The following is a 23,120-nucleotide window of genomic DNA, read 5'->3' on the forward strand; positions in this document are numbered from 1 at the left end:
AGGTGGTGATGTCACGCACGACCAAAAGCAGCAGCGCGTGACAAGGGTGTGACAGCACCCAGTGGCGATGCTGACAGGCTCAGTTTTGCTCCATTCCCAGCCGCTCGCGCATGAAGGCCAGCGCCACCGACAACCCGTCCGGCGCGATCCCGTGGGCCGTGCCTTTCATGATGTGGGCGTAAACATCGACGCCCGCCTCCTGCAACGCCTCGGCGGCGGCAGGCAGGCTTTCGGGTGGCACCACATCATCGCCATCGCCATGCAGCAACAGAACCGGCGCGCGGCTGACGATTTCGTCCGCCAGGGTTTCGGGCTGCAACAGCCGCCCGGAAAATCCGACAATACCGGCAACCTCATCATCGCGGCGCGGGGCCACATGCAGGGCCATCATCGTGCCCTGGGAAAAGCCCAGAACGATCATCCGGTCCGCGCTCAGCCCCTCATCGGCCAGCACAGAATCAAGATAGGCGTTCAGATCGTCCACCGCGAGGCGCATGCCCGCCTCGGCCTCTTCCTCGCTTGATCCATCGATCCAGGGAATGGGAAACCACTGAAACCCCATGGGGTTGCCGGTGCAGCGTTCGGGCGCGTTGGGCGCCACAAAGGCCACGCCCGGCATATGTGGCCCCAACGGATCGGCCAGCCCCAGCAGATCGGCGCCATCGGCCCCGTATCCATGAAGCAGCACCACCACTGCCGTCGTCTCGCCCCTGGGCGCGCCGGCCCGTTTGCTTTCCAATATCCGTGTCACCCGATCCCCTCTCGTGTCTTGATATGGGCGTAATACGCCCAAAGCCCCCGTGCCGCAACGCCGCGCCACGGTGCCCAGGGCTGTGCCAGGGCGCGCAATTCCGGGTCGTTCGGGCGGGCGGGCAGATCGAACAGCACCCGCGCCGCCTCTTGCACCGCCAGATCGCCTGCCGCGATCACATCGGCCCGGCCAAGGGCGAACCCGGCGTAGATGTCTGCCGTCCAGCGCCCGATGCCCAGAAGGCCGGTCAGCCGCGCGACAACCTCGTCGTCGGGCAGTTCATCCAGCGCGTCGAAATCAAACCCGCTGGCCGCCAGAGCCTTGGCATAGCGCACCTTGGGGCGCGAAAACCCGCAGGCGCGCAGATCATCCTCGGTTGCGGTGGCCACAGCGGCGCAGGTCGTCAACCCCGCCGTTTCGGTTTTCGCCCAGAGCGCACGGGCCGATGCCACGCTTACTTGTTGCCCGACGATGGCATAAAGCAGGGCGCCAAACCCGCCCGGGCGGCGGCGCAGGGGCCATGGCCCGGTCACGTTCAGAACCTCGGCAAAGCGCGGCTCGACCCCGATCAGCCATGCCGCGCCTTCGGCCATGTCTTCGGGGGTGTTCAGAATGCGCCTGACAGTCATGCCAGCCCCCTTACCCATTCCAGCGCCGCGTCAACCGTTGCCACCTTGGCCCCTGCGGGCTGCGCCGGACGGCGGATCATCGCGACGGGCATCTGCAACGCCCGCGCCGCGTCCAGCTTTGAGCGGCTCGCCGCGCCACCGGCGTTTTTCACCACCAGCCAATCGACGCCCAGCCGCCGAAACAATGCCACCTCATCCGCCTCGGAAAACGGCGGGCGCCCCACCAGGAAATACCCGTTGTCGAACGGAAACGGCCCGGTCGGCGGATCAATCTGGCGGCAGATCAATTCGCGCCCTGCCAGATTGGCAAAGCGTTCCAGGGTCTGGCGCCCGGTGGCCAGAAACACCCGCGCGCCCTTGGGAATATGGCGCGCGGCATCCTCTTCGCGTTCCAGATCAATCCAGCGATCCCCGGGTTCGGAGCGCCACCCCGGGCGCAGCACCTGCATATAGGGCAATCCGCGGGCGCCACAGACATCATGGGTGCGGTGGGATATGGCGGCGGCAAAGGGGTGGGTGGCATCGAGAACCGCCGAAATCCGCTCTTGCTCCAGAAAATCCACAAACCCGTCGCGCCCGCCAAAACCGCCGATCCGTGTCTGCACCCCCATGGGGCGTGGCGCCCGCGTGGCCCCCGCAAGCGAGGCGATCACCGACACCCCCGGCGCATGGGCCAGCGTTTCGGCAATCCGGCGCGCATCGGTCGTGCCGGCCAAAAGCAACAGGCGCATCATCCGGCCATGGCCAATATGCCACCCGCCCTGTCACAGATCACCACATCGACGCTGATGTCGGTCTTTGCCACCATGCCTTGCAATTCGGTGCATGCCGCGCGGGCAATCGCCTCGGCCAAAGGCGCGCCAACGATTCCGTATGCCTCCAGAACGGTGCCGGTCTCTGCCACTTCGGCAACACCACACAGCAGGGCCAACCGATCAAAATCCACGCGGTTGCGCGCCGAATGCAAATCGCGCGCCCCCTGCCCCAGCTTGGCCATCTTGGCCATGCCCCCGCCCACGGTCAGGCGGGGCACGGGATGACGGCACAGGTATTTCACCAAGCCGCCGACAAAGTCCCCCATATCCAGCATGGCGAAATCCGGCAGGCCGAACTGCGCCTGCACCGCCTGTTCGGATTGTGCGCCGGTGCATCCGGCCACATGGGTCTGCCCCTCGGCCCGGGCCACATCGATGCCCCGGTGGATCGAGGCAATCCACGCAGCACAGGAAAACGGGCGCACAACCCCGGTCGTGCCAAGCACCGAAAGCCCGCCAACAATGCCCAACCGGGGGTTCCATGTGCGTTCGGCCAAGGCGGCGCCATCGGCAATGGAAATCGTGATCTCAATATCGGGGTTTTCGCCCAGTTCGGCGGCCAGCGCCTCGACCTCGGCGATCATCATCTGGCGGGGCACCGGGTTTATCGCCGGTTCGCCCACCGCCACGGGCAGGCCGGGGCGCGTGACCGTGCCGATCCCCGCACCGGCGCGAAACACCACACCGCCCTGTGACGGCGCAACCCGCGCCATCACAAGGCACCCATGGGTGACATCCGGGTCGTCGCCCGCATCCTTGACCACCCCCGCCTCGGCCCAGCCATCGCCGGCGTCGCGATGGGCCAATTCCCAGACGGGCACCTCGCCCCGTGGCAGAATCAGCGAAACGCTGGCCGGGAACGCCCCGCCCCACAGCCGCATCAGCGCCGCTTTGACGGCGGCGGTGGCACAGGCGCCCGTGGTCCAGCCACGGCGCAACTCTCGAGTCGGAACACCTCTCATGAACCGCACCATAGGCTGCGGAACCCGCGGCGCCAACGGCCAGATTTCAGTCGCAAGCGGGCTTTGCCCCGCCCCTATTCCGCGCCATAACAGGGCATGAGCGATTCCCCCTCCCTCCCGCCCCACGACTGGCCCATATTGCAACCCGGCTGGGTCTGGCTTTGTGGGGCCGGGCCGGGTGATCCGGGGCTTTTGACGCTGCACGCGCTCAATGCCCTGCGCCAGGCCGATGTGGTGGTTTATGACGCATTGGTGGAACCCGCGATCCTTGACTGGGCGCCGGGGGCAGACCACATCTATGCCGGAAAACGCGGCGGCAAACCCTCGGCCAAACAGCGCGACATTTCGCTGCAACTGGTCGATCTGGCGCGCGCGGGCAAACGGGTGCTGCGGCTCAAGGGCGGCGATCCCTTCGTGTTCGGGCGCGGCGGCGAAGAGGGACAGACGCTGGTGCAGCACGGGGTGCCGATCCGCATCATTCCGGGCATTTCGGCGGGCATCGGCGGGCTGGCCTATGCCGGCATTCCCGTCACCCACCGCGATGTGAACCAATCTGTCACCTTTGTGACCGGCCACGATCAATCGGGCAACACCCCCGGATCGCTCGACTGGCCCTCCATTTCGCGCGGTTCACAGGTGATCGTCATCTATATGGGCATGAAACACATCGCCCAGATCGCCAATGCCCTGCTTGACGCGGGCCGTCCCGGGGGTGAACCCGTCGCCGTGGTCACCTCGGCCACCACGCCCGCCCAACATGTGCTGGAAACCACCCTTGGCACCTGCGTGGCTGACATCACAGCCGCCGCGCTGGAGCCGCCGGCCATCATCTGTGTCGGGCGTTCGGTGCTGATGCGTCAGGCCCTCGACTGGCAGGCGCTCGCCCGGGGTGAACCGGCGCGCAACCTTGATCCGTTGGGCCGGGGCCGCCCGGCCGAAACCGCCTGACGCGCAGGTAAGCGGCGAATCGCGACAGTACGTCAGACCGCGACGTCAGCCTTGATCGCGGCGTGCGGCGTGTACCCTTCGACCTCGAAATCCCCGATCCGGTAATCGTCGATGCTGGCCGCCTGGCGGGTCAGCTTCATCGTGGGGAATGGCCGGGGGCGCGGGTGAGTTGTTCGCGCGCCTGATCGAGATGATTGCGATACAGATGAACATCACCGCCAACCCAGACAAGTTCACCGGGGCGCAGACCAGCCTGTTGCGCCAGCATCAGTTGAAGGGCCGTCGCGCCAACAAAGTTGAACGCCGCCCCCAGCAGCAAATCAACCGATCGTTGCAGCAACAGACAATTCAGGCGCCCATCAGACGTCACATGATATTGGTACACCATGTGACATGGCGGCAAGGCCATCGCACCCAGATCGGCAACATTCCAGCCGTGAAACAGCATACGGCGACTGGCGGGATTTTCACGCAAAGTCTGTACCAGAGTGGCGATCTGATCATGTTCGCGGCCATCCGCCCCCATCCACCGCCGCCATTGTTTGCCGTACACCGGCCCAAGCTCGCCCCACTGTGCGGCAAATGCGTCGTCTTCGATGATCCGCTTTTCAAACGCTTCCTGCGACACATTCTCGCCAGTCTCGCGGCGGTAGCTGGCCAATGGCCAGTCTGTCCAGATACGCACATTCTCGCGCAGCAGCGGCTGGATGTTGGTGCCGCCGGTCAGAAACCACAACATCTCTTTCACCGCGGTTTTCCAGTAAACCCGCTTGGTCGTCAGGATCGGCACCTGACCGCCCGACAGATCAAAGCGCACCATCGACCCAAAGATCGAGCGCGTGCCAACGCCCGTCCGGTCAACGCGCTCGTCGCCCTGCTCAAGAACCTGAGAAAGAAGGTCGAGGTACTGATGTTCTGGATGGCGCATTACGCATGCCTCGTGTTCAAGAAATCCATAGGGCCATGTTTCGCGCCCCGGTGCGCCCCACCTACCCGCAGTTCGCGCCAACGCCCCTTTTAGAAGGGCCATCCCCCGGCGACAATAGCGCGAAGCAGCGCCCAAGGTTCTGCTTGTGCACGTTGCCAGCCTCATTCGGGCGGCGCGCAATGCTATATCTGGGCATGCCCGCCAGAGCAACGACAGGATGCTGCGCCTTGGTGCGCAAATTCCACACCCCCGCCCTATTCTGCACGCAGGGGTCGATAACCTTGACTTGCACCGCCAAACCCCTGACTCTGACGGAAAATATGATAATAGGCAGGCAGTGATGATCAAGAAACTTTTAGCGGCCAGCGCGCTGGCCGGACTTGCCGCGTGCAGCGGCGGTGAATTCCTTTTTCCGGTAGATGATCCGGTCGAACCGGACGGGATTCCCGAAAGTCTGGCCCAGAACCTGAAATCGGTTGAGTACAACCCGGGTTCGGGTGGTAGCGCCCCCTCGCTGACAGTTGAAATCAAATCGCTCGACACGACACCGATCAAGGCCGTTTATGAACGCCGCCCCACGCTGGATGTCCCCGGATATCAGGCCTTCGCGGTGCAGGAGGATGCACTGGACCGGCTGTTCGTCGCACTTGTCGCTCAAAGTGCCGATGGCACCAGCGAGGCTGGAGTCGTGACTGACGGCGGGCAGTTCAACAAGATATTCGGCCCAGGCGCCTATTACAAACGCAACGGCGATTATTCTGCGCCCGACGCTACCGGAAACGGGCCGGGCACCGGGCAGGTTTCCTATGCCGGAACCTATGCGGGCATCACCAACGGTAGTCTGACGAACGGATCCGAGTTGAAACCAGTGCCGCCGGGCACCGATCCCTCGCTCATTCCCGGTCAGCCGACACGCACCTCCGGCACCGCATTCATCAATGCAAACTTCGCGGATTTAGCAATCAATGGTTCGATCTATAATCGGGTTCTGGTTGATACTGGCCTTCAGCTTGAAAGCGTCATCCTTGCACCAACAGAGATCACCGAGGACGGCACATTCTTCGGCGATGCCGAGAAACCGAAATCACTCGGTATCGCTACAACCGACATCGGTGATTTTGGCGGAAACTTCGGAGGCGTTGGCGCGACATCGGTCAGCGGAATCCTCGCGCTAACCCAAGTTTACGACGGGAACCATGAACTGATCCCGGACGCCATCGAAACCGGCGTCTTCGTTCTGGGGATCTGCGGCGTGCCGGGCGATGCGGCCATATGCGACACCGTCGCGCCCCGCTAACGGCGTGCCGTGCCCGCGACGCCCTCACGGCTGCGGCGGTTTCACACAGGTTCTCTGTGCCGCCGCGCTGACGCTTGGCCTTACTGCACCCCTCGCGGCCGAGACCGCGGACCTGACCCTGCCCGACGCCCGACACGTCGCGCTTGCGGCCAGTCTGCGGGGCGATACCGAACTCGCCTTGCCCCTCGCGCAATCGCTCTTGCAACAAGATGCCCACGACAGTGCCGCCCTTTTGGCGCTGGGAACGGCGAAACTCTCCATGGGTGAGGTTGCGGCGGCCTACCGTGCCGGGCGCCTGTCGTTCCGCTATGCCGACACCCGCGATGGCCGGCATCAGGCGGCCCGCCTCGCGGCGGTTGCATCGCTGGCGGAACACCACAACCTGCGGACACGCTTTTGGTTGCGCCGCGCGGGCGATACCGCGCCAGATGCCCTGTCACGCGCACGTGTCATGCGCAATTATCGCGCGTTACAGGCGCAATCACCCTGGCGCAGCCGGTTGGATTTCTCAATCAGGCCATCGGACAACGTGAACGGCGGCAGTGACGGTGCCTTCAACATCATCGACGGGGTGCCTGTCATCGGCATTCTGTCGAACGCGGCGCGCGCCTTGCCGGGGGTGGTCGCCCAAGCGTACGGATCACTGTCCTATCGCCTGTCTGAATCCGCGACCCACCGGACCCTGCTGACGGCTGCACTGTCGGTCAAAAGGGTCAATCTTGACGATCCTCCCGCCACGACCCTGCCCGGTGAAATTCCGTTGACGAACGCCGACCTGGGCGCGACATCCTTCAAGATCGGTCTCGCCAAGACACTTGCTCAGGATGACGGGCGCCAGATCTGGGATCTTGATCTGGCGCTGACGAAATCGTGGCAAGGTGGCCATACCTACTACGAATCGGCAAGCGCGGGCGCCGGGCTGCGGCAGGCGATCAGCAAGCGCTCAGCGCTCAGCGGATCGGTCGAGATCGAACAGCGCAACTATGCCAGCGGCAACCGCGATACAATCCTGGCCTTCGGAACCGGGCTTACCGTCAAAACGGCAAAAAACAACACGCTGGCTGCGTCGGTTCAACTGCGTCACAGCGAGGGTGCGACGCCTGAACTGACCTCACGCGCCGTGTCTGGTGCGCTGGGTTATGAGATTGGGCGTCCTATTGGCCCGGTGCAACTTTCGGCCAGATTTGGTGGCAGCTATGTCGATTACCCGGATTATTCGCTGGGCGTCCTGCCGGTTCCGGGCGGGCGACAGGACCGCACGGCCTTTGCCCAGATCGACATGACCTTTCACAAACTGCAATACGCCGGGTTTTCCCCCAGCCTGCGAATACGCCAATCACGCACCAATTCCAACGTGTCACGGTTCACTGGCTCCGAACTTGCGGTGTCTTTCGGCCTCGCTTCGAAATTCTGAGCCTCGCCCTTCACGTCGCACTGCCCTAGAGTTGAACGGGACAGAAAAGGAGAGCCATCATGAAAATCAAATATCTGCACACAATGGTCCGGGTGAAGGATCTGGACAAATCCAAGGCGTTTTTTGAACTCCTGGGTCTCGTCGAAACCCGCCGCATCGACAATGAAGGCGGGCGGTTCTCATTGGTGTTCATGTCCCCTCCGGGCCAGGAAAACGCCGCTGTCGAACTGACATACAACTGGGATGGCGATGATGCCCTGCCCGATGACAGCCGCCATTTTGGCCATCTCGCCTATCGGGTCGAGAATATCTATGACATGTGCCAGCACCTGATGGATAACGGCGTGACCATCAACCGCCCGCCCCGCGATGGCAACATGGCCTTTGTCCGCTCGCCCGACAACGTTTCAATCGAACTGTTGCAACTTGGCGATCCCCTCGCCCCCGCCGAGCCATGGTCCAGCATGGAAAACACGGGCCACTGGTGATCTGCGCCTTTACCAGCCGCCCGGATTTGCACAATGGCGATCCGGGCGGCACAGGAACGGCTGCGGCCTTTCCATGCGAATGATCTGCCGATATTCTGGAAACGCACCCCCCATGCCGCCCCGGTCCCCCGCCTTGTTCACTCTTGCTGTTCTCGCCCTGCTGGCCCTCGCCACACCCACTAGCGCGGCCTGTCGTCAGGCGCTGGTTCTCGGGCTTGATATCTCCGGCTCGGTCGATGGGCGTGAATACCGCCAACAGCTTGACGGGGTGGCGGGCGCGTTGAACGGGGCGCCGGTTCAGGCGGCCTTGCTTGCCATGCCCGGCGCCCATGTTGATCTGGCGGTGTTTGAATGGGCCGGTCCGCAGGATCAACGCATTCTTTTGCCCTGGACCACCCTCGACAGCCCCAATGCCATTGCCCGTGCGGCCAGCATATTGCGCACAACCGGGCGCCGCCCTGCCGATCCGTCCACCGCTATCGGCGCCGCAGTGGGGTTTGCCAATGCGATGCTGGCCCAGCGTCCCGCGTGCTGGCGTCGGGTGCTTGACATTTCGGGCGACGGCACCTCCAACGCTGGCCCGCGCCCGCAGGATACGCAGGTCAACGCCAGCGTGACGGTCAACGCCCTTGTGGTTGCAACGGGTGACCGCCAAATGGCCGACATGAAGAAACTGTCGGGCTATTTCACAGCCAACGTCATCCGCGGCCCCGAAGCCTTTGTCGAAATGGCCATGGGCTATGATGATTACCGCGCGGCCATCGAACGCAAGCTGCTGCGCGAATTACAGGTCTTTGCCATTGGCAATGCGCGCAACGCCACAGATACCGCCAACCGCCCGCCACGGGCGCCAGACAAATAATCGTGTCGCACCGCAGGTGCGCCATTTGGATCAAACCGCCGAAGGTGCGCCATTCGGATCAAGCAGCCGCAGGTGCGCCCGTCGGATCAGCCATCGCCAACACTCAATAGATATACCGAATCTGATCCGTCCAATAACGTTCGACCCGGCGCAGGGTGGTGTTGATCACGTCAATCCCGTCCGGCCCCAGTACCCCGCGTGATTGCAACCCATCGGCATGGCGTTCAAACAGTTTGCGCACCACATCATGCACCGCCCGCCCCTTGGCCGTCAGCCGTACCCGGACCGCGCGCCGGTCAATCCCACAGCGCTGATGGTGCATATACCCCATCTCAACCAGCTTTTTCAGGTTATAGGATACGTTCGACCCCTGATAATAGCCGCGCGATTTCAACTCTCCGGCCGTCACTTCGTTGTCACCGACGTTGAACAGCAACAGCGCCTGCACCGGGTTGATTTCCAACACACCAACCCGCTCGAACTCATCCTTGAGGACATCCAGCAACAGCCGATGCAATCGTTCGACCAGCGACAGACAATCAAGATATTCCGCCATGAAACCGCGTTCGCCGATCCCGCCCAGACGTTCATGCACACTCATTTTTTCTCCGCCACTGCTCTGTTGGGGTACAGCTTTGGAGGAAAAGTCCTAATTATTTGCAAATCCGTTGAAACTTTGGCTCAACGGAAATTGCTGTGCCTGGCGATGTCATCAATCAGCGGGGCAAACTGTGCGGGTGTGGGGTGTTGGCCGGTGATCCATTGATAAAGGTCATGGTCGTTTTCCGACAACAACACGTCATAAAGCTCCAGCCAGTCGGGCGAAAGCCGCCCCAGCCCTGCATCGGCATAAGCGCCGAGAATCAGGTCCATTTCCTTGATCCCGCGCCGCCACGACCGCATGCCCATCCGTTTCAGGCGGTGTTCCGGGGTTTCGCCGCTCATACGCCCGAACTCCACGCGGTTTTCAGACGTTTTTCCAACACGCCCAAACGGTTGGACAGCCTGATCATGTCGCTTTGGGCCTGACGCATTTCGGTCAGGATCTGGGTCACATCATCGGGCAGGCGCGCCGCCTCGTCTGGCGGGTTCAGCCCTTCGCCCTCACCGGTCATCAACCAGCGCAGGGACACATTCAACAACCCCGACAGGATGCTCAGCCGATGAACCCGCGGTTCCGCCAGATCGTTTTCCCAATTGGCCAGGGTGCTGCGTTTCACCCCGACCCGGCGCGCCAGATCCTTCTGGCTCATCGACACGGCCTGACGGGCATCGGCCAAGCGGTCACCAAAGGTGGCGGTGTCGTTGGAATACCAGTTACGCTCGGTCGTCGTTTCCTCGGTCATCTATCCATCCTTGTCAGTTCGGCGTCAGGTCTGACGTCACGGGGGCTTGATCCGCAATGGTGCGGACCCTAAGACAAATCAACGTAATATGCCACCGGGAGACCACGATGGACATCCTTTCCGCGACACTGAACCGCGTCAAACCCAGCCCCACCATCGCGGTCACGACCAAGGCCGCCGAGCTGCGCGCCGCCGGGCGCGACATCATCGGCCTGGGCGCGGGTGAACCCGATTTCGACACGCCGGACAACATTAAAACTGCCGCCAAAGCAGCGATAGACGCCGGGAAAACCAAATACACCGCCGTGGACGGCATCCCGGACCTCAAAACCGCCATCGTCGAAAAATTCCGTCGGGAAAACCGGCTGGACTATACAACTGCACAGGTCAGCGTCGGCACGGGCGGCAAGCAGATCCTGTATAACGCCCTGATGGCCACCCTGAACCCCGGCGATGAGGTAGTGATTCCCGCGCCCTATTGGGTGTCTTACCCCGATATGGTGTTGTTGGCCGGTGGCACACCCGTGGTGGCCGAGGCCAGCCTGCAAACCGGGTTCAAGCTCACCCCCGATCAGCTTGAGGCGGCGATCACGCCCAAAACCAAGTGGCTGATTTTCAACTCGCCGTCCAACCCGACAGGTGCAGGATATACCTGGGACGAATTGAAGGCCCTGACCGACGTGTTGCTGCGCCACCCCCATGTCTGGGTGATGTCCGACGATATGTACGAACACCTGACGTTCGGGGATTTCACCTTTTGCACCCCCGCCGAGGTGGAACCGCAGCTTTACAACCGGACCCTGACAGTAAATGGCGTGTCCAAGGCCTATGCCATGACCGGCTGGCGCATCGGCTATGCCGCCGGGCCGGTTGAGCTGATCAATGCCATGCGCAAGGTGCAAAGCCAAAGCACATCAAACCCCTGCACAATCAGCCAATGGGCCGCGGTCGAGGCGCTGAATGGCCCACAGGATTTTCTGGCCACCAACCGCGCCCTGTTTCAGCGCCGCCGCGATCTGGTGGTTGCGGGGCTGAACGATTGCGACGGCATCCGCTGTCCGGTGCCGGACGGGGCGTTCTATGTCTATCCGTCCATCGCGGGCTGTATCGGCAAGACCAGCGCAGGTGGCACCCTGATCGCGGATGACGAAGCGTTTGCCACCGCCCTGCTGGAGGAAACCGGCGTTGCCGTGGTGTTTGGCGCGGCCTTTGGCCTGTCGCCGAATTTCCGGGTCAGCTATGCGACCGCCGACGATCAACTGACCGAGGCCTGTGCGCGCATCAAAAGCTTCTGCGCGGGGCTGACCTGATGGATTTGCCGGACTATTATTTTCGCGTGCGCGACAATGGTGCTTTTGTCTTTCGGGTGAACAATGACACCCGCCAACGGCGGCTGGACATGGATCAGATCGCCGTGGTCAACCTTAACAAAGGCGAGGTAAAACCTCACGGTGACAGGGTTCTGTCATTCGAGGACGAGGCCGCGATCGCCGAATGGATGCGCGAGCGGCGCGCGCTGCTGGCCCAACGGGATCTTGACGATATTCACCGTGCCGTGGATTATCTGAACACCACAACCCATTGGATTCAAAGCAAGGCCACAGACGAACAGCTGGATCAGGTCACCGACCGCCTGCTGTTGGCCATGCACGATCTGCGCACGACATTGGTGCGCAAACGGGCCGAACGGCCCACCAATGGCTGACTTGGTGCAACGCACAAAAAATCAGGCGGTCTTCATCAATCGGTAACACGGTTAGTCCAGTCTCGGGGCGTGGCCGCTGCTGGCCGCGCAACCTCTGGGGGCACCATGAACCTGCCATTCGGACTCGACGGAATTCTGATTGCCTGTCTGTCACTTTTGCTGATCGGTGAGCTGCGCCGCGCCCTCTGGCGCGCGATCATTCCCCGGGGACGGCGAAGGTGAGGCTGGCCCACAGGCTTTCCCATTGGGCGCCGGTGGTTTCGGCGATGGCCGGGTCAGGCTGGCGCAGCACGACCGCATCAACCAGATACCGCATGTCCGGTGTTACTGGCAGGGTTGCCACGCCCTCTGCGTCAGTGCGGTGCAGTGTCACCGCGACCGTGCCATCGGCCGCCTTGGCGAACAATTCAACCTGTGCATCGGCGCGCGGTGCGCCCTGATACAACACCCGCACGGGAAACTGACCCGACAGATCATCCGTATAGGGGTTGGCCAGTGCCACAATTTCAGTCAACAGGCCATAGTCCTGATCCGCGCCCGCCCCATCGCCAACGGCAATCAGGCTTTTGGCATAACGGGAATAAATCTCGGTGATATTCGTGTCGGGATATCCCGCCGCCTTATGGGCCGCCAGCGTCCAGACGGCATCCTTGTGGCGCACGAAACTCTCAAAGTCGGCCAATTCCGCATAGTTCAGGGTATATGTCCGCGTCTCGTGCAAAACCACGTTCAACCCATCGCCCAACGGCGCCTGATTAAGCGCCGGACGGTCACCAAGGCGCCCAAGCACCGGTTCGCGCACATCCCCCTGCGCCAGCTCGAACAATTTGAAATTAATGGGCAAATACGCATGGGGCGACCCCCCAAAATCCTGCCCCACCCGCAGATCGGCCAGCAAAGGCGCCCCCGTCGCCGGGGTGAAATCCAGCGGATCAATCCAGAACTCATGGCCAAATGCCACAGTTGTGCTAAGTGCGAAGGCGAGTATTGAAATTTTAAGGTGATTGAACATGGATGCCGCTCCGTTGGGACTGAAGAACAGGGTGGGCCTGAACGGCCTGCTGTCAAGTATCCTGGCGCTCGCCTTGGTGATGATTTCGACGTTGCGCCTTGGCGCCCATGAAATTCAACCGGCGGTGTCCGACCTGTCCATCGACGGCACCACCCTTGAGTGGGAGATTGTCTTGTCCCTCGAAGCCCTGATTCCGGGGACCGACCTGCAGGGGCTGGGCGATACCAATGCCGCCGACGAAGCCCTGGAAATCGACCGGCTGCGCGCCCTGCCCCCAGCGGCGCTACAGCAGCAATTTACCGCCTTCTGGCCGCAGATGCAGCGCAACATCATCCTGCGCGCGGGCGATACCGCGATACCCCCAGAGCTCGTGGACGTGGACATTCCCGAGGTCGGCGATCCGGCCCTGCCCCGTCTGTCACGCCTGCATCTCAGCGCCGAATTGCCCACCGACAACACGCCGGTGATTGTCGGCTGGAATGCCAGCTATGGCAGCCTTGTGGTGCGGCAGATGGGCGCCGGGCCGGATGCCTATACCGGGTTCCTCTCAAACGGCACGCTCAGCGATCCCATTCCACGTAAGGGGGTTACGCCGAAATCCACATTCGCGGTATTCCTTGATTATATCGTCGTGGGGTTTGAACACATCATCCCGAAAGGGCTGGATCATATCCTGTTTGTACTGGGCCTGTTTTTCCTGTCCCCCCGTCTGGCGCCGCTGCTGTGGCAGGTCACGGCCTTTACTGCCGCACACACGGTTTCGCTCGCGCTGGCCACGTTGGGATATGTCACCATTCCGGCCAGCGTGGTTGAACCGCTGATCGCTGCCTCCATCGTCTATGTCGGGGTTGAAAATGTGATCTCGCGCGGGTTGTCACCCTGGCGGCCGGCGGTGGTGTTTTGCTTTGGATTGCTGCACGGGTTGGGATTTGCCAGCGTTCTGGGCGATATCGGCCTGAACCCCGCGCAATTTGTGACCGGGCTCATTGGATTCAACGTCGGGGTCGAACTGGGCCAGCTCGGCGTGATTGCCGCCGCTTTTCTGTTGGTGGGTCTGTGGTTCCGCAAGAAACCCTGGTATCGCAGCCGGATATCAAACCCCGCCTCCATTGCGATTGCACTGGTCGGGGCGTGGTGGGTGGTCGAACGCACCGTTCTGTGAACAACCGGCGCGGGGCCACCTCCCCGCGCCCGACCTCACAGATTGTTTGCCGTGTTGATCAACCCGAATCCCGAACCGATCAGCCCCAGAACGGTGCGCACACGGGTTACCGGGCTTTCGGTTGCCAACACCACATCGCCCGGCTGAATTTCCAGGTTCTTGGCGCTGAACAACCCATCAGCCGAGGTCATATCAATGGCAAAAACCACCCTTTGATTGCGCGGCCCCCGGTTGCCCGCCGCAATGGCCGAACGGGGGTATTCGCGCAGCACGAGAATGCCCTTTGGGTCGGCGCGGGTATCGGCAACGCCGCCGATCATCGAAATTGCCTCAAGCGCGGTAATCGTGTCGCGGTCGAATTTCACGATTTCCTCCTTGCCCGCCGCCCCGAGTGACAGGAAATAACGAGGGTCATCCTCGACGATCACCTTGTCGCCACCGGTCAGAACGGCATCAAGACTGGGCGTGTCAAACAGCCGCGACACCGAGGTCACATAGGTTTTGTTGCCGCGCTGCAGTTTGACCCGCGGATTGCGCATGCTGGGCGGGATGCCGCCCCCCTGACTGATCAGGGACAGCACTGAAAAATTGCGATCCTCCATGGGATAGCTGCCCGGTTTTGCCACGCCACTCACCAGATCAACGGTGTTTTGGCGCCCGGAAACCAGCGTCACCTGTGCCTGCGCCGAGGCCGAGATCGTCGACATCTGTTCCTGCAAGACCCGGCGCGCCCGGTCCGGGCCCATCCCGGCCAGCCGCACATCCCCGACATAAGGCAGGAACACGCGCCCCGCTGGCGACACCACCTGTGGCCCCAGATCGGCAACCCGTTCCCCCGGTGCCAGAAGAAGCGAATTTTCCTGATTGTCCCAAATCTTGATTTCGACTGTATCACCGGCCGCAATAATCCGGCCCAGGGATCCACGATTCGCCTTTGGCCATCCGTCCGACCGTTCGGGGTTGACCTGGGGCCATGTGGCCACCGCAGGCAAAAGGCCCCGGGTCACCGGATAAAACGCCAGATCACCTTCATAGGTGTCGGCGTCGGCGGTAATGTCCGTCCGCAGTGCAGCGCCCTGGGGCAGATCGGTGCACCCGCCGATCATCGCGAGGGCGCTGACCGACACCACAAACACATTCCGCAATTTACTCATCGTCCCTCCGGCACAACGTTCTGGCAGCTTTGCCGTCACCTTGATAGACAGTTGCCGACGCCCCCGCGCCGGTCCAGAATTGTTAGCCCAGTTAGAATGAATTCAACAGAGTTTGTCTCATGATCTCGCCGATTTTTCTCGGATCCGGTAGTCGTGTTGCCCGGCTGGTGGCTGACCGCTGGACGGGGACGGGCCGGATCGGCGAAACCTTGCTCAGAATCGGGCGCAGTGGTGATGTTGATTTGACCTGGGATATGACACGCCCTCCGCCACCCCTGCCCGATGCCGCGCGCCATTCCGTCATGGTCTGCTTTGCCGGGGTCGTCCCGCGCAACGGCGCCGATCTGTCGCAAAACCGGGCCCTGGCGCTGGCCGCATGCCGCGCGGCGCGCGAATGGGGCCTGCGCCATGTGTTTCTTTGTTCTTCTTCGGCGGTTTACGGCGATCCCGGGCCCGAGCCGGTGACCGAGATTGCCGATCCTGCCCCGCGCGGCGCATATGGCGTCGCCAAACTGGCCATGGAACGGGCGTTGCGCGATCTTCCGGACGGCGGCCCCAAGGTAACCGTGCTGCGGCTGGCCAATGTCGCCGGGGCCGGACAACCCTTTGATGCCGCACGTGAAACGGCAAAGAACAGCGTGTCATTGCACCGCTTTCCCGATCAGACCGGCCCATCACGCAGCTATATCGGTCCGCGCAATCTGGCCCGGGTCCTGGCGCAGCTTTGCGATTTGGCCAACGCTGGCGCCGACCTGCCCCATCTGTTGAACATCGCCGCCCCGCAGCCGACACAGATGGCCGATATTCTTGATGCCCTTGGCCGCCCCTGGCACTGGGTGCCGGCCCCATCCGATGCGATTCACCGGGTTCACCTGGATGTGACGCGGCTGATGCGCCTTTGTCCCCTGCCCGACGGGGCAGGCGCGGCCCGATTCCTTGTTGACGAACTGTCCCGGAGCGATCCCTTCCCATGACGCCGCAAAAACGTGCCTTTGACCTGTTTATTGTAATTGTGATGCTGGCCTGGCTGGGGCCGATCCTGTTGGTCGTGCTGGCGGTGATGCTGGTCACCACCGGGCGGCCGCTGTTTTACGCATCCGAACGGATGAAAACGCCCAGTCAGCCGTTCACCCTGTGGAAACTGCGCACCATGACCCATGACGCAGATGGTGATTCCGGTGTTTCGGGGGGACAAGGCGGCGCGCATCACTCCCTTTGGTCGTTTTTTGCGCCGCACCCGGGCCGATGAATTGCCGCAGTTGTGGAACATCCTGCGCGGCGACATCAGCTTTGTCGGGCCGCGCCCGCCCCTGCGCGAATATGTGGAACGGTTTCCCGAGCTTTACGGCGAGGTTCTGAAATCACGCCCCGGTGTGACCGGACTGGCCACCCTGCGCTATCACCGCACCGAAGAACGGCTTTTGGCCCACTGCAAGACCCGCGCCGCGACCGATGCCGTCTATGCCCAACGCTGTGTGCCGCGCAAGGCAACCTTCGATCTGATTTATCAGCGCAATCAATCCCTGTGCTATGATCTGAAACTGATCGGCCAGACGTTCAGCCGCGTTATTCCAAAATAAACACCTGTGGTTGCGCCTCGGTCGCCGCCGCCTGGCGGGTCGCGCCCGCGCCGCGCGGCACGAATTCGATTTTCAGGGTGCCGATCTCGGGGCCGGCCCATTGTTCCGATTTCACAATACCGCCATTAACCATGAACCAATAGCGGTTCACGAAACGATGTTCGTCGCCAACGCAGGTTTCCGTCACAAGATTGGTGTCAAATGACAGGCCGACCACATCGGTGGTCTGCCGCCCGCCATCGCGGAAATCGCACAGGAACGCCATGCGGCGCACCACCTCGTCGCCGCCCAGATAATAATGTTCGCGCAATTTTCCGCTGTCGCCCGCCTGCACGGTGGGCACTTTGGCCGAACTCAGATCGTTGCCTAACCCCTTGGTCCCGATCAGCAAACCGTTGAACAGGGTAATCGTGTTGCCATCAGCCGAACGCCAGGTCACCGCCGCGCCCTTGTCATCGTCGATGGCAACGGCGGCGCTCAGCCCGATATCTTTGCGGGTGATCTTCAGCAACGGACGGTGAAAGGCGCGCAATTCGGCATCGGTCGCCGACAGGCCTCTGGCCCCCAATATGCCACGGCTGACCCCGGCGTTTGTGGTGACCAGCCCGGCCACTTCGCGCCCGATGTCGAACATTCCGTTGCTGTCACTGTCGCTGCTGCATCCGGCGGTCAATGCCATCATTGCCCCCAGCGCGGACATCTGCCAGCGCGCGCCCATCTGTTTCATGTTCATCGCCACACCCGTCCCCAGTCTTCTTGCAGCGCGGGGCGCTGATATTGGCGGACACGTTCGTAAAGGCGCCCCTCGACGTTCAAACGCGCGCCACCGTCACGTTGAATGGGCCGGATGGTTGACCCGAGCTGATAGGTGTTCGGGGTGCCAAGGAACCACGACACCGGAATTGTCAGGCGAATGCCCTTGTCGAACGACCCTTCGCCAAAATCTTCTGCCGATACATTGGTCAGCGTGGCAAAGGCGCCAAGGGACCAGCCATTGGCAAATTCCCGGTCGATGGCAAGGGTCGCCCCCACATCACCGGCCAGATAGCGGCCAACGTCAAGCTGGGCGTGAAATCCGTTGTTCATCTGATAATAGGCCGACACATGGCCGGTCACGACGCTGTAATCCTGAAAGCCAAAGCGGGTGTCATAATCGCGCTGTTTGACATAATTCAGTTCCGCCCCAAGCGCGAGGCGGCTGTTCACCGGACGCCACAGGATTTCACCGGATACACCACCGAACATCCGTTCAAGATACCCGCCGGTGATCCGGCCATACAGGTTTTCACCGGGCTTGAAATAATAGCTTGCCGTCAGGGATTCGAGCGCCGGATCGCCCTGTTGGGTGTAATCCAGTGCATCGGTGCGCACAGGCGGAAGATTGGTCGGGACGCGCACCGTGTCATTGGCGATGTTGCCGGCCAGACGTTTGGCAATCGCCCCGGAAAACACCAACCCCGGCGTTGGTTCATAGCTCGCCGAAAGGCGCAGGCCGGTGCCAAAGCGGAACGGGTTGCGCGGGTCAAAATAGCTCTGGCGCAAATAGGGGGCCAGGGTCCAGGTGAACTTGGGGAAAAAGTCGGTGTTCAGCGCGGCATCCGGTTCGGCCCGGCCCGGCGCGGGGCCAAACCCGGTGACTGCCAGCAACAGTTCTTCGTGATTGGGCGAATGTTCCAGCGCCTCGACATCGGACCGGCGGACCGTCACCGTCGAGGCCGCGAGGCCATTGACCACCGGCACGATGCGAAAGGTTTCAACCGAGGCGGGCATCACCGCTGTCAGTGCCCGCATGACCCGGCCCAGCATCTGCGCCCTGTTGTCAAACTTGTCACTTCGCACCCGCACGACCACGCTTTCGGCCTGCGCCGCAAGGGAATCAACGATGATCTCTTGTGGCTTCAGCCTGCCCGACAGCGCCTTGAGCAATCTGGCATTCGCGCCCTGATCCATCGCCCATTCGGCGGCCCATGCTGCGGGATTGTTCGCGCGGGCCGGACGGATAAACACCGGCGCGGGGGCCGGTCCACGGCTGCCTTTGGCGGGGGGCGCATTGGGGTTCAGGGAAATGTTCAGGTTAACCCCGAGGGTCGTTCCGTACATGTAATAGACGCCAACATTGGCCGCGCTGTTGATCTTGTAATCCAACCCGAAGTTCAGAGGCGATTTCCGCTCGAACAGGGCCGATGATGGTCGGGTGTCGTTTCCGGTTTCCAGTGTATAGGCATCCGACGAATATTCCGCCAGGAAGGTCAGCTTGTCGGTCGCCTTGAATGTGATCCCGGCAAACGGGGCCGCGGGGCCGCGAAACCACTGGCCAAAGTTGGCCTTGCCGCCCTGCCCGATCTGATCTGCCGGCCGGTCGCCAAAGGGCGATCCAAGGGGTTTATACGACCCCAACCGCCCCCAGCCCAAACCGCCACTGACGGTCAGGCGGTCGCCAAAGGTTTTGGTGGCAACGACATATTCACCAGAGTAAAGCCCGGTTCCGACGAAATCTTGCAGGCCGATCTTGATCGCAGGCAGATACCGCGTTTCATCGAGTATCCGCAGGGAAATGTCGAAACTGCGGTCGAAATAGTCCGGAAACCCCGAAAAATTCAACCCCTTGAGCTTGGCATAGCGAAAGCTGCCCTCGACCCGGGGCAGGATTTGAAAGGTCAGCGTGTTCCGGGTGATTCCGGCAAAATGTGCCACGGTCAGCGAAAGCTGTCCGTCGGGCTGGCTCAGTGCGGATGGCGTGTCGATCACGCCGGTTACCCCATAGAAATTGAGGGTGGGACGGTTGGCCACGGCATTGGTCATGTCTTCGGCCGCAACCCCGCCCGCAAAGGCCATGGTTGCCACTGCCGCTCCGAATGCCTTGCCGCACCTTGTTGCCTGCCTGCTCACGTTACATCCCGTCTCTTTGGGCCGGACCTTCGGCCTTACCGTCATTAAAGCGTTTGTATCGGGCCGCGTCACAAAGATGCAAACCCCGAGTGTCCGCCCGCCGATATGGTAGGATGCATGTGGCGCTTTTCCAACGCCCAATCCGTCAGGTCAGCCAAGGCCACCCGATGCGAGGGCGCCGGTGGGGCTGTACCCTTCGACAAAGCGTTCCGCCACGGCGAGCGCGGCCCGGTCATTGCCCGTGGCCAGCGCCTCGCGCAGGGCGCGAATGGCCGAGGCCACCTCGATTTCCGACAGGCGCGCCTCGTGGGCGGCAAAGATCTTTTCGTGGGCTGTCGTCGCGTGGCCTTCACCGATCAACAGTTCCTCGTGGAGCTTTTCCCCCGGGCGCAGGCCGATTTCCTCGATGGTGATATCGCCCTCGGGGTTTTGCGCATCGGCCACCGTATATCCGGCATCCTCGATCACCTGACGGGCCATATCCCAGATCCGGCGCGATTTGCCCATGTCCAGAACGAACACTTCGCCGCCCCGGGCAAAAGAGCCGGCCATCAGAACAAGGCTTACCGCCTCTTCGACGGTCATGAAGAACCGGGTCACGTCGCGGTGGGTCACAGTCACCGGGCCGCCGCGTGCGATCTGTTCCTGAAACAGCGGAACAACCGAACCGGACGACCCCAGAACATTGCCAAACCGCACCATGGCAAACACGGTATCGGGCGAACGCGCCGCCAGATCCTGTACCACGAATTCGGCCAGCCGTTTGGAGGCGCCCATCACATTGGTCGGGCGCACGGCCTTGTCCGATGAAATCAGGATGAACCGCTCCACCCCCGCCTCGCGGGCCTCGCGGCCCAGGGTCCATGTCCCTAGAACATTGTTGGCCAACCCGACCAAAGGATTCTGTTCAACCATCGGCACATGTTTATAAGCCGCCGCATGCAGCACCAGATTTACGTCGTGGTCCTGCAAGACCCGGCGCACCAGCCGCTGTTCCGTCACCGACCCCAGAACCGTAACCAGTTCGGTTCCCGTTTCGGCCGCAAGGGGGCGCAAGGCGCGCTCGGCCTCGTAGAGGGCATATTCGCTGATGTCGAACACGATCAGCTTTGATGGCTTGCAGCCCAACACCTGACGGCACAGTTCCGACCCGATAGAGCCACCGCCCCCCGTCACCAGAACGCTGCGCCCGACAACATGGGAACAGCCGAAATTCAACGCCTGGTCAAAGGCTTCGCGCCCCAGAAACCGGGCGGGTGCAATCGGCACCAGTTTATCGAGCAGGGCCTTTTCCTCGCCGATCAACTGGGCAAAACTGGGCAAGGCCTGAACCTCAAGGCCGCTTTTTTCCAGCCGCCGGGCGATCTGCATCTGTTTGGGGTGCGACAGGGACGGCATGGCCAACAGCACCCGATCCACCCGCTTTTCCTTGACGATGGCGGCAATGTCGGTCGGGCGCATCACCGGCAAGCCGGCAATCGACAGGCCCTGCAACGCGGAATTGTCATCCACAAAGGCGACGGCCTTGATCATCTTGTGGGGCATCAGCGCACGCGCCAACTGGCCACCGGTGGTGCCCGCCCCATAGATCAGAACGTGGCAGCGGGGGTGCATCCGGCGATACATGGCCACCAACACCTGCAACATCACAACCCGGCTTGCCGCCGACAAAAGGAAATAGACGATGCCGAACATCACATAGCTGCCGCTGCTCAGGGGAATCCCCCGATCTGGTGCAGCACCGCCGTGACCACGGCAACGGTCACCGCCAGGGCAGCAATCCGGCCCATGCCGTTCACATCATAGGAATTCAGTTGAATGTTCGGTATTTTCAGGGCCTTGGACACCCCAGCCGTCACAACCACCAACAGCGCCAGAACCAGAACCCCGGTCCCCGCCGATGGCAGGGCGGTGATGGTTTCCTGTTGAACGGCGAACGTGAACAGATAGGCAACGGGCAGCAAAATAACGTCGACGGCCAACAGGATCGAACGTTTGGCCTCTCGTGGAAGCGAGGTGAAATAACTGATCATCTGGTTCATTTGGCACACCTGAAATTGGCGCAGAAGGAAAAACGGATCGTCCACCGACAATGCGGTTTGAAATAAAAATGCCTTGTTGAAATGCCGGCCGTGCAGCGCGGGCCGTTTGTTTTGCAGACCACATATTATAGGCGCGTGGGAAATTGTGGCACAAGATGTTTCTTCTGCATGTGCGAAATACTGCCCACCGGCCCCGGCACCCACTCAGGTAAAGTTGCGGAACTGCCGGGTTTTGGTGAACATCCCTTCCAGATCTTCGATCCGGCTGCGGCTTTCGGCGCCGATGTTCTCCTGCACCTGGGCAATCAATGCCTCGACCAACAGCATGATAGCCACCGTATTGTCCCAGCTTGAGGGCACCTCGACCGACCCATGAAACCGAAACCTTGCATGGCGCGCCACGGGTGAGCCCCATTGATCGGTAAACAACACGATCCGCGCGCCGCGTTCCTCGGCCAGACGCGCCAGTTTCAGCAAGTCCGATTCATAGCGGCGGATGTCGAACAGCACCAGCACACTGTCGGCGTTCATATCCACCAGATATTGCGGCCAGACGTTTGGTGAATGGCTCAGGTGTTGCACCCCGGGGCGCAGAATCTGAAGGTGGTTAAACAGGTAATCAGCCAATGACCGGGTGATCCGCCCCCCGGCAATCGATACCGAATGCGCGCGGTCGGCCAACAGCATCGCCACGGCATCGAAATCAGCCAGATCAACACGTTGCAACGTGTTTCTCACGTTGGAGGAAACGGCATCGGCAAACTGATTCAACGGGTGTTCCTCGGTGTGGCCCACGCGCCACTGGTCTTTCTTGGACAGGGGGGCGCGGATTTGCGCCGAAACGTCGGCCCGCAAGGCCCGTTGCAGATCGGAAAACCCCTCAAACCCCAGCTTGCGCGCAAGACGCACTACCGTTGGCGTACTGACCCCCGCCGCCTCGGCCAGTTCGCTGATCGACCCAAGACCGGCCATCGGATAATTGTCCAGAAGCTGCGCGATCAACAACCGCTCGGCCCGGGTAAAGCCATCCAGATCGCCGCGCAGGCGTTGTTCGATCATTGCCTCGTTTTCGCTCATTCATCGCCTCTCTGCGCAAAGTCCGGGCGCCGTTCCCTCGACGCTACTGAAATTATATT

Annotated in this window: 23 protein-coding genes and 2 pseudogenes; 10 read left to right on the plus strand and 15 right to left on the minus strand. The window is 61.9% G+C overall.

Features of this window, described 5'->3' with window-relative positions; genetic code table 11:
- Positions 1 to 79 precede the first annotated feature (79 nt).
- Genes AC0L7P_RS14630 through AC0L7P_RS14645 form a run of 4 tightly spaced genes read right to left on the minus strand, consistent with a single transcriptional unit; the run spans position 80 to position 3,157 of the window.
- Positions 80 to 751 (minus strand): alpha/beta hydrolase, encoded by a 672-nt coding sequence (locus tag AC0L7P_RS14630; protein ID WP_473433402.1) that lies wholly within the window; start codon positions 749 to 751, stop codon positions 80 to 82.
- Positions 748 to 1,380 carry a DNA-3-methyladenine glycosylase family protein gene (locus AC0L7P_RS14635; protein ID WP_473433403.1) on the minus strand — a complete coding sequence of 211 codons (633 nt, stop codon included), beginning with the start codon at positions 1,378 to 1,380 and terminating at the stop codon, positions 748 to 750. The genes AC0L7P_RS14630 and AC0L7P_RS14635 overlap by 4 nt, the downstream gene beginning before the upstream one ends.
- On the minus strand, positions 1,377 to 2,111 hold the full coding sequence (locus AC0L7P_RS14640; protein ID WP_473435471.1) for a cobalt-precorrin-6A reductase: 735 nt from the start codon (positions 2,109 to 2,111) through the stop codon (positions 1,377 to 1,379). The genes AC0L7P_RS14635 and AC0L7P_RS14640 overlap by 4 nt, the downstream gene beginning before the upstream one ends.
- Positions 2,111 to 3,157, minus strand: coding sequence for a cobalt-precorrin-5B (C(1))-methyltransferase (locus AC0L7P_RS14645; protein WP_473433404.1), 1,047 nt, complete (start codon positions 3,155 to 3,157; stop codon positions 2,111 to 2,113). Before AC0L7P_RS14645 ends, AC0L7P_RS14640 begins: the two co-directional genes overlap by 1 nt.
- A 96-nt stretch (positions 3,158 to 3,253) precedes the next feature.
- On the opposite strand from AC0L7P_RS14645, the gene cobA reads away from it, so the two are divergent.
- Positions 3,254 to 4,105 (plus strand): uroporphyrinogen-III C-methyltransferase, encoded by an 852-nt coding sequence (gene cobA / locus AC0L7P_RS14650; RefSeq protein WP_473433405.1) that lies wholly within the window; start codon positions 3,254 to 3,256, stop codon positions 4,103 to 4,105.
- Between the two features lie 32 nt (positions 4,106 to 4,137).
- Here the strand turns inward: cobA and thyA are convergent.
- A pseudogene (gene thyA, locus AC0L7P_RS14655) lies at positions 4,138 to 5,198 on the minus strand (thymidylate synthase).
- Positions 5,199 to 5,250: 52 nt separating this feature from the next.
- Between thyA and AC0L7P_RS14660 the strand changes: the two are divergent.
- From AC0L7P_RS14660 to AC0L7P_RS14675, 4 genes are all read left to right on the plus strand, one after another.
- On the plus strand, positions 5,251 to 6,330 hold the full coding sequence (locus AC0L7P_RS14660; RefSeq protein ID WP_473433406.1) for a thymidylate synthase: 1,080 nt from the start codon (positions 5,251 to 5,253) through the stop codon (positions 6,328 to 6,330).
- 4 nt (positions 6,331 to 6,334) lie between these two features.
- Positions 6,335 to 7,744, plus strand: a complete 1,410-nt coding sequence (locus AC0L7P_RS14665; protein ID WP_473433407.1) for a surface lipoprotein assembly modifier — start codon at positions 6,335 to 6,337, stop codon at positions 7,742 to 7,744.
- Between the two features lie 59 nt (positions 7,745 to 7,803).
- Positions 7,804 to 8,232, plus strand: a complete 429-nt coding sequence (locus AC0L7P_RS14670) for a VOC family protein (protein ID WP_473433408.1) — start codon at positions 7,804 to 7,806, stop codon at positions 8,230 to 8,232.
- 112 nt (positions 8,233 to 8,344) lie between these two features.
- Positions 8,345 to 9,094: a DUF1194 domain-containing protein gene (locus AC0L7P_RS14675; RefSeq protein ID WP_473433409.1), complete on the plus strand. Its 750-nt coding sequence runs from the start codon at positions 8,345 to 8,347 to the stop codon at positions 9,092 to 9,094.
- Positions 9,095 to 9,197: 103 nt separating this feature from the next.
- Here AC0L7P_RS14675 and AC0L7P_RS14680 read toward each other — a convergent pair whose 3' ends face one another.
- From AC0L7P_RS14680 to AC0L7P_RS14690, 3 genes are all read right to left on the minus strand, one after another.
- On the minus strand, positions 9,198 to 9,695 hold the full coding sequence (locus AC0L7P_RS14680; protein ID WP_473433410.1) for a MarR family winged helix-turn-helix transcriptional regulator: 498 nt from the start codon (positions 9,693 to 9,695) through the stop codon (positions 9,198 to 9,200).
- A gap of 80 nt (positions 9,696 to 9,775) precedes the next feature.
- The gene (locus AC0L7P_RS14685) at positions 9,776 to 10,039 is read right to left on the minus strand and encodes a succinate dehydrogenase assembly factor 2 (protein WP_473433411.1); all 264 of its coding nucleotides are present in this window, start codon (positions 10,037 to 10,039) and stop codon (positions 9,776 to 9,778) included.
- Positions 10,036 to 10,440, minus strand: coding sequence for a helix-turn-helix domain-containing protein (locus AC0L7P_RS14690; protein ID WP_473433412.1), 405 nt, complete (start codon positions 10,438 to 10,440; stop codon positions 10,036 to 10,038). Before AC0L7P_RS14690 ends, AC0L7P_RS14685 begins: the two co-directional genes overlap by 4 nt.
- Before the next feature lie 107 nt (positions 10,441 to 10,547).
- Between AC0L7P_RS14690 and AC0L7P_RS14695 the strand changes: the two genes are divergently transcribed.
- Positions 10,548 to 11,750 carry a pyridoxal phosphate-dependent aminotransferase gene (locus AC0L7P_RS14695; RefSeq protein WP_473433413.1) on the plus strand — a complete coding sequence of 401 codons (1,203 nt, stop codon included), beginning with the start codon at positions 10,548 to 10,550 and terminating at the stop codon, positions 11,748 to 11,750.
- Positions 11,750 to 12,145, plus strand: a complete 396-nt coding sequence (locus tag AC0L7P_RS14700; RefSeq protein ID WP_473433414.1) for a hypothetical protein — start codon at positions 11,750 to 11,752, stop codon at positions 12,143 to 12,145. Before AC0L7P_RS14695 ends, AC0L7P_RS14700 begins: the two co-directional genes overlap by 1 nt.
- A 196-nt stretch (positions 12,146 to 12,341) precedes the next feature.
- Here the strand turns inward: AC0L7P_RS14700 and AC0L7P_RS14705 are convergent, their stop codons facing one another.
- Positions 12,342 to 13,157: a DUF4198 domain-containing protein gene (locus tag AC0L7P_RS14705; protein ID WP_473433415.1), complete on the minus strand. Its 816-nt coding sequence runs from the start codon at positions 13,155 to 13,157 to the stop codon at positions 12,342 to 12,344.
- 13 nt (positions 13,158 to 13,170) lie between these two features.
- Between AC0L7P_RS14705 and AC0L7P_RS14710 the strand changes: the two genes are divergently transcribed.
- Positions 13,171 to 14,319, plus strand: coding sequence for a HupE/UreJ family protein (locus AC0L7P_RS14710; RefSeq protein ID WP_473433416.1), 1,149 nt, complete (start codon positions 13,171 to 13,173; stop codon positions 14,317 to 14,319).
- Positions 14,320 to 14,354: 35 nt separating this feature from the next.
- On the opposite strand, the gene AC0L7P_RS14715 is transcribed toward AC0L7P_RS14710, so the two are convergent.
- The gene (locus tag AC0L7P_RS14715) at positions 14,355 to 15,473 is read right to left on the minus strand and encodes a polysaccharide biosynthesis/export family protein (RefSeq protein WP_473433417.1); all 1,119 of its coding nucleotides are present in this window, start codon (positions 15,471 to 15,473) and stop codon (positions 14,355 to 14,357) included.
- 119 nt (positions 15,474 to 15,592) lie between these two features.
- Here AC0L7P_RS14715 and AC0L7P_RS14720 point away from each other — a divergent pair, with 119 nt between their 5' ends.
- The gene (locus AC0L7P_RS14720; RefSeq protein WP_473433418.1) at positions 15,593 to 16,447 is read left to right on the plus strand and encodes an NAD-dependent epimerase/dehydratase family protein; all 855 of its coding nucleotides are present in this window, start codon (positions 15,593 to 15,595) and stop codon (positions 16,445 to 16,447) included.
- A pseudogene (locus AC0L7P_RS14725) lies at positions 16,444 to 17,053 on the plus strand (sugar transferase). The gene AC0L7P_RS14720 and the pseudogene AC0L7P_RS14725 overlap by 4 nt, the downstream one beginning before the upstream one ends.
- On the opposite strand, the gene AC0L7P_RS14730 reads toward AC0L7P_RS14725, so the two are convergent.
- From AC0L7P_RS14730 to AC0L7P_RS14750, 5 genes are all read right to left on the minus strand, one after another.
- Positions 17,040 to 17,786: a YjbF family lipoprotein gene (locus AC0L7P_RS14730; RefSeq protein WP_473433419.1), complete on the minus strand. Its 747-nt coding sequence runs from the start codon at positions 17,784 to 17,786 to the stop codon at positions 17,040 to 17,042. The pseudogene AC0L7P_RS14725 and the gene AC0L7P_RS14730 overlap by 14 nt on opposite strands.
- Positions 17,783 to 19,942 carry a YjbH domain-containing protein gene (locus tag AC0L7P_RS14735; protein WP_473433420.1) on the minus strand — a complete coding sequence of 720 codons (2,160 nt, stop codon included), beginning with the start codon at positions 19,940 to 19,942 and terminating at the stop codon, positions 17,783 to 17,785. Before AC0L7P_RS14735 ends, AC0L7P_RS14730 begins: the two co-directional genes overlap by 4 nt.
- A 150-nt stretch (positions 19,943 to 20,092) precedes the next feature.
- Positions 20,093 to 21,637 (minus strand): polysaccharide biosynthesis protein, encoded by a 1,545-nt coding sequence (locus tag AC0L7P_RS14740; protein WP_473433421.1) that lies wholly within the window; start codon positions 21,635 to 21,637, stop codon positions 20,093 to 20,095.
- 17 nt (positions 21,638 to 21,654) lie between these two features.
- On the minus strand, positions 21,655 to 21,984 hold the full coding sequence (locus AC0L7P_RS14745) for a hypothetical protein (protein ID WP_473433422.1): 330 nt from the start codon (positions 21,982 to 21,984) through the stop codon (positions 21,655 to 21,657).
- A 204-nt stretch (positions 21,985 to 22,188) separates the two neighbouring features.
- Positions 22,189 to 23,061 carry a MurR/RpiR family transcriptional regulator gene (locus AC0L7P_RS14750; protein WP_473433423.1) on the minus strand — a complete coding sequence of 291 codons (873 nt, stop codon included), beginning with the start codon at positions 23,059 to 23,061 and terminating at the stop codon, positions 22,189 to 22,191.
- Positions 23,062 to 23,120: the final 59 nt, after the last annotated feature.

Source organism: Oceaniglobus sp. K40-3, assembly GCF_055808395.1.

Bases quoted from the DNA above. Each gene is read 5' to 3' on its own strand.
- AC0L7P_RS14685 (WP_473433411.1), bottom strand. From the start codon at position 10,039: ATGAGCGGCGAAACCCCGGAACACCGCCTGAAACGGATGGGCATGCGG.
- AC0L7P_RS14670 (WP_473433408.1), top strand. From the start codon at position 7,804: ATGAAAATCAAATATCTGCACACAATGGTCCGGGTGAAGGATCTGGAC.
- AC0L7P_RS14680 (WP_473433410.1), bottom strand. From the start codon at position 9,695: ATGAGTGTGCATGAACGTCTGGGCGGGATCGGCGAACGCGGTTTCATG.
- AC0L7P_RS14730 (WP_473433419.1), bottom strand. From the start codon at position 17,786: ATGAACATGAAACAGATGGGCGCGCGCTGGCAGATGTCCGCGCTGGGG.
- AC0L7P_RS14635 (WP_473433403.1), bottom strand. From the start codon at position 1,380: ATGACTGTCAGGCGCATTCTGAACACCCCCGAAGACATGGCCGAAGGC.
- AC0L7P_RS14715 (WP_473433417.1), bottom strand. From the start codon at position 15,473: ATGAGTAAATTGCGGAATGTGTTTGTGGTGTCGGTCAGCGCCCTCGCG.
- AC0L7P_RS14700 (WP_473433414.1), top strand. From the start codon at position 11,750: ATGGATTTGCCGGACTATTATTTTCGCGTGCGCGACAATGGTGCTTTT.
- AC0L7P_RS14745 (WP_473433422.1), bottom strand. From the start codon at position 21,984: ATGAACCAGATGATCAGTTATTTCACCTCGCTTCCACGAGAGGCCAAA.
- AC0L7P_RS14645 (WP_473433404.1), bottom strand. From the start codon at position 3,157: ATGAGAGGTGTTCCGACTCGAGAGTTGCGCCGTGGCTGGACCACGGGC.
- AC0L7P_RS14705 (WP_473433415.1), bottom strand. From the start codon at position 13,157: ATGTTCAATCACCTTAAAATTTCAATACTCGCCTTCGCACTTAGCACA.
- AC0L7P_RS14750 (WP_473433423.1), bottom strand. From the start codon at position 23,061: ATGAGCGAAAACGAGGCAATGATCGAACAACGCCTGCGCGGCGATCTG.
- AC0L7P_RS14690 (WP_473433412.1), bottom strand. From the start codon at position 10,440: ATGACCGAGGAAACGACGACCGAGCGTAACTGGTATTCCAACGACACC.
- AC0L7P_RS14740 (WP_473433421.1), bottom strand. From the start codon at position 21,637: ATGTTCGGCATCGTCTATTTCCTTTTGTCGGCGGCAAGCCGGGTTGTG.
- AC0L7P_RS14720 (WP_473433418.1), top strand. From the start codon at position 15,593: ATGATCTCGCCGATTTTTCTCGGATCCGGTAGTCGTGTTGCCCGGCTG.
- AC0L7P_RS14675 (WP_473433409.1), top strand. From the start codon at position 8,345: ATGCCGCCCCGGTCCCCCGCCTTGTTCACTCTTGCTGTTCTCGCCCTG.
- AC0L7P_RS14640 (WP_473435471.1), bottom strand. From the start codon at position 2,111: ATGCGCCTGTTGCTTTTGGCCGGCACGACCGATGCGCGCCGGATTGCC.
- cobA (WP_473433405.1), top strand. From the start codon at position 3,254: ATGAGCGATTCCCCCTCCCTCCCGCCCCACGACTGGCCCATATTGCAA.
- AC0L7P_RS14695 (WP_473433413.1), top strand. From the start codon at position 10,548: ATGGACATCCTTTCCGCGACACTGAACCGCGTCAAACCCAGCCCCACC.
- AC0L7P_RS14660 (WP_473433406.1), top strand. From the start codon at position 5,251: ATGCTGCGCCTTGGTGCGCAAATTCCACACCCCCGCCCTATTCTGCAC.